Here is an 8,584-nt window from a genome sequence, read left to right as displayed (position 1 = left end):
GTGTCTTTATATAGTAAAGCTCAGATTTTGGTGTCAGTCCATTTGGGGAGATGGAAATTGAATTGCACTCAAGCAACAACATTAGGATTAGCAATAGCATTAAGCTTGCCTGCTAGTGCACAAACCTTAGAACAGGCCGTAGCATTTACTTTAGAAAGTAACCCTGAGATCAAAAGTGCTTACAATGAATACATTAGTAAGCGTTACCTAAACGATGCTTCTGGTGGAGCCTACCGACCTAGTATCGATTTAGACGGTGGCATAGGATACGAACACACAGACCTTGCCACAAATACCGATACAACCGACCTGACTCGTAAAGAAGCAACGATCACACTAACCCAACTAATATGGGATGGCACTAATACATCGAACGATATCGACCGTACAGCAGCCGATGCTGAGTCGGTACGTTACCAGCTACTATCTAACGCTCAAGACATCGCATTAGAAGTAACTAAGGTCTACCTCGACGCAGTGAAGGCCTATGAAGTGCTATCACTTTCCGAAAGCAACCTAGCTACGCACAAGGAGATATATAGTGATATTCGTAAACGCGTTGAATCGGGGATTGGCTCGACAGCAGATATGTCTCAAGTAGAAGCTCGTATTGCAAAAGCACATGGCAACCTACTGGCGGCTCAAAATAACCTGTTTGATACCCATACTCAATTCAAGCGACTTGTTGGTCAATCTCCACTAGGTCTCACCTTCCCTCGCGCTGATGCGGGAGCTATTCCATACACAATCGATGGTGCATTGGCAAAAGCATTCAATCAACACCCGGTAATCAAGATAGCGCAAGCCGACGTTGACTCTGCAAAGTTTCAGTATAAGCAATCGAAAAGCACTAACTACCCAACCGTGTCTTTTGAGGCCGCTCAAACCTGGCGTGATGATGCCGGTGGTACAGAAGGCAGTAGTGATGAGTTCTCTGCAATGGTTCGCTTGAGGTACAACCTTTACAACGGTGGTTCAGATCAAGACCGCGCTGAAAGTGCTGCCTACCAACTGAATAAAGCCAAAGATCTCCGTGAAAGCACTTATCGCAATGTCGAAGAGAGTTTGCGCCTTTCCTGGAGTGCGCTTGACCTAACCGTTCAACAAAAAGAGTTCCTATCTGATCACGTAGACTCGGCATCAGATACCGTTATCTCCTATGAGAAGCAGTATCGCATCGGTAAACGTACCCTTCTCGATTTGCTCAACACCGAGAATGAATTGTTTGAAGCTCGTAAAGGCTATTTAGATGCCAAGTATGACGAGCAATACGCAAAATATCGCGTGATGAACGCAACTGGCAACCTACTTACCGGCTTACGAGTTGAGATCCCTGAAGAATGGAATGAAAAGGTGGAATATTAATGAAGCTAACAAACACGGTTTTATCGCTTTGCTTCGTGGTTGTATCTACCCATGCTTTAGCTGACAACAATGAGGATGAATTTGAGTATCGTGCGCTTCCGCCTGTCACTCAAATTTACGATCTGCAAGATGACGACAACGATGGCGTTATCAATGCGCGTGATCTGTGTGCTGATACGCAGATTGGTGCAGAAATAGATAACGACGGTTGTGGTTCATATTTCGAGTCGTCGGAGAAGAAAGAGCTCCATATACTCTTCGCTAATAACTCTACAGAAATTAACCCAGCTTTCCTTAACCAGATACGCCAGATGGCTGCCTTTTTGAAGCGTTACGAAAGCACCACTATTGAATTGCAAGGTTACGCCAGTAAGGTAGGTAATGCCGAACATAATCTAAAGTTGTCAAAAGAGCGTGCTGCCAACGTTAGACGCGCACTTATCAGTAACGGCATTCAACCTTCTAGAGTCAACATCGTTGGCCATGGTGATGTTGAGTTCAGTAGCAATGACACTGAAATTAACCACGCACTTCACCGTAAAGTCGTTGCTTCTGTTGCCGGGTTTAAAGGAAATATCAAAGAAGAGTGGCACATCTTCACTAAGATTAAGAAGTAACTGTCGTCGCACCTAACCATACTGAAACGTTATCTTAAGTTAACGTTTCAGTATGGTGATAATTCCTTGAATAGCATGTACCTAAGCCGTCTATAATGTTAATCTTGCCACGTTATCAACATAGAGAATTAATCCATGAGCAAACTAACAGCTGATACTCAAGCAAATCTAGAACTTTTCGTTTCTGAAACTCAAGAAACTAAACTGGTATGGGGCCTTCGCAACGAAGAAGGTTGGCTAGCATGTGACTCAAGTGAATTCGAAAACAGCGAAGTGATGCCTTTCTGGTCTTCAAAAGAAGATGCTCAAACTCACAACGTTGAAGAGTGGGCTGACTTTGAAGTACTAGAAATCCCGCTAGACATCTTTGTAGAAGATTGGCTACTAACTCTTGCTGAAGATGGCGTACTAGTAGGTGTTAACTGGAACGAATCTCTAGAAGGCAAAGAGCTTGAGCCTTCTGACCTAGCGAAATTATACATCTAATTTCAAGTATCGGCCGTACGAATCGTGCGGCCGATATCTCTCTGATAAAACTGAATAAATTAGAGATCTAGTTCGCAATACCTCTCACAAATACCCCTCATAATTTGAAGCAAGATCAAACTAACCATAGAATATCGTTCTTTATCCTGATTGATAGTTACTTGTGACTCGTTCGATTTTCCTTAGCTTTATATTCTTGGTTAGCTTTGCAACCCACTGCCAACCAGTCACTCCAAGTCACTCTTCAGACTCATCTATCCCTTTGCCAAATACGGCTGGTATCGACACTCCAAATGCTGATTGGAATGCACTCTATCTCACAACATTGAGTCACTATCCTTCACGTGCACTTACCATGCTTCAAACACGCTACATGAGTACAAACTCGTATGGAGAAAAGCTCTACCTTTCAGGTCTGTTATATCAATACATGAGCGAGCGAGATCAACCATTTTATGGGATTGCATCTAATGACAGTGAATATCAAGCCATAGAGCAAGCGTTTGTTGCTGCTCTCGTTGAAGACAGTCAAGGACAGTATGAGCTCGCACAACAACGCTTCCTGATGCTGTTAGCAAAAATGCAATCTCGTAGCGATTCAACCGGTAAAGCACTGCTCAAGTACCAATTATGTCGCTCCCTAAACGAACAAGCTAAATACCACCAAGCAAACTACTATTGCTCAGGGCTTGAATCCGACTTACATGATGCCATCGATCCTGTGCTGCCCAAGTTCATTACTTATCGGGTCATTGCTAACAATCATCATTTTCGTAGTGACTACCATACAGCGTTGAATACCTATCTCTCTTTGATCAAGGCATTTCCAAAAGGACATGATATCTCTGGGGTTTACAACGATATTGGTAACTTACTCAAAGAGCTAAAGCAGTATGAAAAATCAACTCAATACCTAGAGGAAGCGCTTGCCCTAAGAGCCGATGCTTCCGGCATAATGAAGGCTCAGGTTCATCACAGCCTTGCTGATCTCTATTTAAATCAAAGCCAAAGCGACTTAGCGATTCATCATTTTGAAAAAGCGCAGAAATTACTAAGAGAATCATCACATAACTTCGGCATTGCACTCACTAGCTTAGGGCTCGGGAAAGCCTACACGCAAACACAAGATTATGATTTAGCACGAAGCTATTTAGTAGAGTCACTCGAGGCAGCCAATGAGTTGAACAATGATGGGATTCGTATCAATGCTTATTTGGCAGTCAGTGATATGTTCGAAGAGAAGAAGCTGATGGCTGAGGCAATTAATTATGCCGAACAAGCTTTGAGGCTAGCGGAACAGGTATCAAGACACAAATACACAGCTCAAGCTCTGCTTCAATTATCTGAAGTACACAAAGCGCTTAATGATTACCAACAAGCGTTTATCTATTATCAACGATATTCATCCATTCAGATGGAAGCGCGAGATACAGACAACCGGCTCGCACTAGAGGCGCTCGATATTGCCCATACCAAATATGAACAAGAACTAGAGAGCTCCTTATTGCTTCACCAAGCGAACATTGACCGCCTTCATATCGAGAAAATGGAGCGCCAAAGCTGGGTTTACAACATCATTGTAATTCTCTTGTTGTGTGGTGCGAGTTTTATGGTGTTCGCGAATAAAACAATTCGCTCAAAAGCTGCGATTGACGCTATGACCAAAGCGTACAACAGAACTGAAATCATAAGACTAATTAAACGGGTCAAGCGTTCTCAAGAAACAAATAAGCAGCATGTTCTAATCCTATTAGACCTAGATAAGTTTAAGAAAATCAATGATGAACATGGTCATCCAACTGGGGACAGAGCACTCGTCCACATTAGCAGACAAATCAGAAAGCACTTGATGAGTGGAGAGTTGTTTGGTCGTTTAGGTGGTGAAGAGTTTGTAATAATGCTGACAGACACCACTCCATCGGAAGTAAGAGAACGAGTCGAAGAGTTACACTATGTAATCTCAAGCACCGTTTTTCTATCAGAAAGTAAAAAGCCACTTAATGTAACCGCGAGTTTTGCTTACTTAGCAACCTCAAACGCATTAAGTGACTTCGATGAGCTCTATTCAGTGCTTGACCAAGCTCTATATCAGGCAAAAAGTAACGGCCGAAACTGCATTATTGATGCGTATAACGACCCCATTGACCTGCGTGAGATTATTTATTCTCAGCCTGCTTACGAACCAGTTCAGCCATAATAGATTCGCGATCACTTAGGTAGTCATTGAGGCCAACTTTTCTCAGTTCACATGCAGGGCAATCGCCACAGCCATCACCGATGATACCGTTGTAACAAGTCAGGGTTTTATTACGCACAAGCTCAAGAGCTGAGTATTGATCAGCCAAGGCCCAAGTTTCAGCCTTGTTTAACCACATTAGTGGCGTTTTAATATCCAGCTCCTTGTCCATACCTTGCACTAACGCAGAGTTCATCGCTTTTACGAAGTCATTACGACAATCAGGGTAACCAGAGAAATCCGTTTCACATACACCAGTAATCACCGTTTCTGCGCCGATTTGATATGCGTAAATACCAGCAAGCGTTAAGAACAGAATGTTACGACCAGGGACAAACGAATTCGGTAAACCGTTCTCTTGCAGTTCATGAGAAACAGGAATATCGTCACGAGTTAAAGAGCTGATAGCTAGCTCATTTAATAGAGTCACATCCATCACTTTGTGCGCTTTTACGCCTAACTCTTTAGCTAATGATTCAGCAACTTCAATCTCTAGTTTATGACGCTGACCATAGTCAAACGTAATCGCATGAACTTCATCATACTCTTTTAGTGCTTGAACTAGACACGTGGTTGAGTCTTGACCACCACTAAATACTACAACTGCTTTTTTCATTTCTATTCCTACCTAAAACTGACGAGCTTTCTACAACGGGTAAGCACTCTGCAAAGTTAAAAACTATGCGATGCTCAAGTACTTATGAGTTTGAATTGATAAGCGCCAATTACGCTCAATGCAGGTATCAATACAAAGCTTCGTCGCACGATCTTTTTGGCTAATTGGTTGTAGAGCAATCACAGTATCGTCGGATACTTCTGCTCGTTCCAGTAAACCATCAAGTTGCTCAATGTCCTTACCTGTTCCTACTGGGTGCTTAATTTCGTTAGCACGCTGTAAAGCGCTGTCTAAGATTTCCAGTTTCGCTTTCATTGCCACCTTAGGTGACACCGTAACCCAAGTGTCAGGTGTGGCTTTGACTTCTGATGTACCGCTAGTCTCAATTTGGCAGCGACAGCCGTGTTTCTCAAATGCTTCAGTAAGAGGGACAAGATCATAAATACATGGCTCACCACCTGTAATCACAATGTGTTTAGCAGTGTAGCCTTGTTTAATGTATTCATTCACGATTCCTTGAGCATCAATAGAAGACCAAGTCGGTGAATCCTCTGTCTTAACCATGATATCACCAAGGCTAGTCTCGTCTTCTGGCAAAGCTTCCCATGTCTGTTTGGTATCACACCAAGAGCAGCCTACAGGGCAAATTTGCAAACGAACAAAAACAGCAGGAACGCCGGTAAACACGCCCTCACCCTGGATGGTTTCAAACATTTCGTTAATCTTGTACAACTTTCCCTCAGCTCAATCATTTGATGAAATTAATCAACCGCAGACCTTAAAGCACTTGCCTCTTTTGGTCAAACAAATGAGTACTGATAAATCACTTGATCAAAGCCCTAGCCTAGCGTTTGAAGTTCCCTTATCCTTTCGCCCATTAGATTTCGTTAGCTTTTTATTTTTAGTAAGGAACAACATGTACAAACTGATCGCTCTTGATATGGACGGTACGCTGCTCAACAGTGACAAAGTAATTTCTCAAGAGAACAAAGACGCAATTACCAAGGCTCGTGCTGCAGGTGTGAAGGTCGTTCTAGCTTCTGGGCGCCCTTTAGAAGGCATGCAGAGCAAACTTGATGAGCTTTCAATTAACGGCGAGGATGACTTTGTACTCTTCTACAATGGCTCTATGGTTCAGAATGTAACAACAAAAGAGATCATTCATAGCGAGATCAGTAATGGTAAAGCGGCAAAAGAAATCGCAGCACTTGCCGAGCAGCTTGGTGGCTATGTCCATGCATTCAGCAAAGTTCATGGTTTAATTACACCTGAGAACAACGAATACACTGGCATTGAAGCGCGCATTAACGGCTTAGAGATTACCGAGTTCGATTTTTCTCAATTGGAAGACGACCACGAAATCATTAAAACCATGATTGTTGCTGAGCCAACCAAACTGACAGACATCATCAGCAAATTGCCACAAGAGCTTAAGAATCAGTTTACTATTGTTCAGAGCGCACCTTTCTTCTTAGAGTTCTTAAATCCTAACTCAAACAAAGGTGTCGGTATTGAAGCCATTGCCGAACACTTAGGTATTACAGCCGAAGAAGTGATCTGTATGGGCGATGCTGAAAATGACCATCATATGCTGGAATACGCGGGCCTGGGCATTGCAATGGACAACGCGATGGAAGAAACCAAGAAAATCGCTGATCATATCACTGCAAGCAACGACGACCATGGTGTAGCGGTCGCGATTGAAAAGTTCATCTTCAACTCTTAACGATTAGATGCCATATCATTGATACTAAAAAGGCTGTGCACTGCACAGCCTTATTTTGTTTAACAGGTCATTCGCTATTTTCTTGCCCAAGGCAAACGAAATGCCACAACACCAACCAGAATCAAGATAGGGAAACGCAGCGTATCGACGACAAATGAAGCGATACCACTAAATGAAACAAAGCTCCCCGCCCAGCTAATCAACAGATTTCCCGCTAACAACATCACCATAACACCAAGCACGATCTTAAATGAGAACTGGCCGGTTAAAGGTTTAGAATCCGTTAACGTTACCAAGCAAGCGATGGTCATTAAAATAGCGACCCAGAATGAGAACGTTGGCAATGGCCAGATAACCGTAAGTACGATTGATAGCAGGCATAGGCCCCACCACACGCCTTTGGAACTCAATAGCACACTAATATCAACATCGGGTTTACTATCTAGTCTCACTATATGCCAAGTCGTTAAGGCGCCTAACAAACCACCCATCAAAACATCACTGAAAAACGCACTGCCTGTGTAAGCTTTGAAAAGCATAATCCAAAGTAGCCCAGCAAGTACTATCAGTATCGATTTCTGTTCAAAAAGACGTTTCAACTTCCACAACACCAACAAAATCAAACTCACCCATAGCGCTGCCAACAAACTTGGAAAACTGTAACCACTGCTCATAACTAGCTTCAATGTTGGAAGATAAGCGTGTGGGCGTGGGAAACCGAACCCTTGGTGGGCTATCAAAGTCAGCAGTGTCACCGATATCAAAGTGAAACCGAACTTCAACGCAAAATTGCGACCAAAATGCCAAGCGATTAATGGCAAGATCACAATGAAAGCCCATGGTTTTGCGAGTATATCGGTCAATAGAACCGTATTAGAAAAGATACTAGGTAGGTTATCGAACATGTTTTGCAGCGAAACAATCCAACCTAGTTCAACTTGATGAACTTTTGGCGCTGCGCCCACCAGCTCCGTTACATAAGTCACAGGTTGGTTTGTAGCAGAAAGAAACAATTCATTAATCTCAGACCACTGCTCTGGATAACGGTATTGATTTGCTGGCAATGCAGTCGGAGGAAGTAGCATCGCCCTACTCACTTCCACTCCATAATGAGGAGCGAACCAAATGGGAAGCTCAAAGCCACCCAACTCATTTCGAGCTTGATAGCTGATGACTTCAGAATCAGAGATACAATCATAAACAACCGCACTGTCGGTGTAGCCGAGTACATCACCGACCGTTACAGATAGCCCTGCTTCTTCCCAAGTTTCACGTTGCGCTGCAATAGCTGGATCTTCACCAGAAACAACAGTGCCTCCCGGTAAAGACAATTGCCCAGTGATCAACTCATCAACCAACACAATTTGGTTATCAGCGCGTACTACACACAATGCGCCCGCAATATGATCGGGCAAGATGTTGTTCGCCCAAACGGAAGTAGTACTCAATAGAGACAGAATAAGAACCAATAGATATCGAATAACCAACGAATTTACCTACAAATAATAGAAGAAATTGAGACTGCTATCGCAGTTGAA

The 8,584-nt window shown here is 43.1% G+C and carries 8 protein-coding genes; 5 read left to right on the top strand and 3 right to left on the bottom strand.

From position 1 onward, the window contains the following. Positions 1-57 precede the first annotated feature (57 nt). The 4 genes from L0991_04975 to L0991_04960 all read left to right on the top strand — a co-directional run bounded on the left by L0991_04975 (position 58) and on the right by L0991_04960 (position 4,665). On the top strand, positions 58-1,365 hold the full coding sequence (locus tag L0991_04975) for a TolC family outer membrane protein (GenBank protein ID XGB63421.1): 1,308 nt from the start codon (positions 58-60) through the stop codon (positions 1,363-1,365). Next, entirely contained in the window at positions 1,365-1,982 is a 618-nt protein-coding gene (locus L0991_04970) for an OmpA family protein (protein XGB63420.1), read from the top strand. The genes L0991_04975 and L0991_04970 overlap by 1 nt, the downstream gene beginning before the upstream one ends. 135 nt (positions 1,983-2,117) lie before the next feature. Then, positions 2,118-2,468, top strand: coding sequence for a DUF2750 domain-containing protein (locus tag L0991_04965; GenBank protein XGB63419.1), 351 nt, complete (start codon positions 2,118-2,120; stop codon positions 2,466-2,468). Between the two features lie 163 nt (positions 2,469-2,631). After that, positions 2,632-4,665 (top strand): diguanylate cyclase, encoded by a 2,034-nt coding sequence (locus L0991_04960; GenBank protein ID XGB63418.1) that lies wholly within the window; start codon positions 2,632-2,634, stop codon positions 4,663-4,665. On the opposite strand, the gene queC is transcribed toward L0991_04960, so the two are convergent. Next, on the bottom strand, positions 4,625-5,320 hold the full coding sequence (gene queC, locus L0991_04955) for a 7-cyano-7-deazaguanine synthase QueC (GenBank protein ID XGB63417.1): 696 nt from the start codon (positions 5,318-5,320) through the stop codon (positions 4,625-4,627). The two genes, L0991_04960 and queC, sit on opposite strands and share 41 nt — an antisense overlap. 63 nt (positions 5,321-5,383) lie before the next feature. Beyond that, entirely contained in the window at positions 5,384-6,034 is a 651-nt protein-coding gene (gene queE / locus L0991_04950; GenBank protein XGB63416.1) for a 7-carboxy-7-deazaguanine synthase QueE, read from the bottom strand. Between the two features lie 202 nt (positions 6,035-6,236). On the opposite strand from queE, the gene L0991_04945 reads away from it, so the two are divergent. Beyond that, positions 6,237-7,046, top strand: coding sequence for a Cof-type HAD-IIB family hydrolase (locus tag L0991_04945; protein ID XGB63415.1), 810 nt, complete (start codon positions 6,237-6,239; stop codon positions 7,044-7,046). A gap of 74 nt (positions 7,047-7,120) precedes the next feature. On the opposite strand, the gene L0991_04940 is transcribed toward L0991_04945, so the two are convergent. After that, on the bottom strand, positions 7,121-8,533 hold the full coding sequence (locus tag L0991_04940; protein ID XGB63414.1) for a phosphatase PAP2 family protein: 1,413 nt from the start codon (positions 8,531-8,533) through the stop codon (positions 7,121-7,123). Positions 8,534-8,584 lie beyond the last annotated feature (51 nt).

The organism is Vibrio chagasii (assembly GCA_041879415.1).
Taxonomy (GTDB): Bacteria; Pseudomonadota; Gammaproteobacteria; order Enterobacterales; family Vibrionaceae; genus Vibrio.
This window is presented reverse-complemented; position numbering and strand designations above follow the sequence as displayed.